1 rRNA gene is annotated in these 1,193 nt (G+C 53.2%); it reads left to right on the top strand.

Annotation, left to right across the window (positions count from 1 at the left end):
- Positions 1 to 1,193 (top strand): 23S ribosomal RNA (locus ACGS9J_RS26880); the annotation flags it as partial.

Genomic DNA, 1,193 nt, shown 5'->3' on the forward strand with positions numbered 1-1,193 from the left:
GTGACTGCGTACCTTTTGTATAATGGGTCAGCGACTTATATTTTGTAGCAAGGTTAACCGTATAGGGGAGCCGTAGGGAAACCGAGTCTTAACTGGGCGAATAGTTGCAAGGTATAGACCCGAAACCCGGTGATCTAGCCATGGGCAGGTTGAAGGTTGGGTAACACTAACTGGAGGACCGAACCGACTAATGTTGAAAAATTAGCGGATGACTTGTGGCTGGGGGTGAAAGGCCAATCAAACCGGGAGATAGCTGGTTCTCCCCGAAAGCTATTTAGGTAGCGCCTCGTGAACTCATCTTCGGGGGTAGAGCACTGTTTCGGCTAGGGGGCCATCCCGGCTTACCAAACCGATGCAAACTCCGAATACCGAAGAATGTTATCACGGGAGACACACGGCGGGTGCTAACGTCCGTCGTGAAGAGGGAAACAACCCAGACCGCCAGCTAAGGTCCCAAAGTCATGGTTAAGTGGGAAACGATGTGGGAAGGCATAGACAGCCAGGATGTTGGCTTAGAAGCAGCCATCATTTAAAGAAAGCGTAATAGCTCACTGGTCGAGTCGGCCTGCGCGGAAGATGTAACGGGGCTAAACCATGCACCGAAGCTGCGGCAGCGACGCTTAGGCGTTGTTGGGTAGGGGAGCGTTCTGTAAGCCGTTGAAGGTGACCTGTGAGGGTTGCTGGAGGTATCAGAAGTGCGAATGCTGACATAAGTAACGATAAAGCGGGTGAAAAACCCGCTCGCCGGAAGACCAAGGGTTCCTGTCCAACGTTAATCGGGGCAGGGTGAGTCGACCCCTAAGGCGAGGCCGAAAGGCGTAGTCGATGGGAAACAGGTTAATATTCCTGTACTCGGTGTTACTGCGAAGGGGGGACGGAGAAGGCTAGGCTAGCCGGGCGACGGTTGTCCCGGTTTAAGCGTGTAGGGGGAGTGACCTGGTAAATCCGGTTACTTATCTAACCCTGAGGCGTGATGACGATGCACTACGGTGCAGAAGTAGTTGATGCCAAGCTTCCAGGAAAAGCCTCTAAGCATCAGGTAACACAGAATCGTACCCCAAACCGACACAGGTGGTCAGGTAGAGAATACCAAGGCGCTTGAGAGAACTCGGGTGAAGGAACTAGGCAAAATGGTGCCGTAACTTCGGGAGAAGGCACGCTGGCGCGTAGGTGAAGAGACTTGCTCTCGGAGC

It is taken from the genome of Serratia quinivorans (genome assembly GCF_052113645.1).
Lineage (GTDB): Bacteria > Pseudomonadota > Gammaproteobacteria > Enterobacterales > Enterobacteriaceae > Serratia > Serratia quinivorans_B.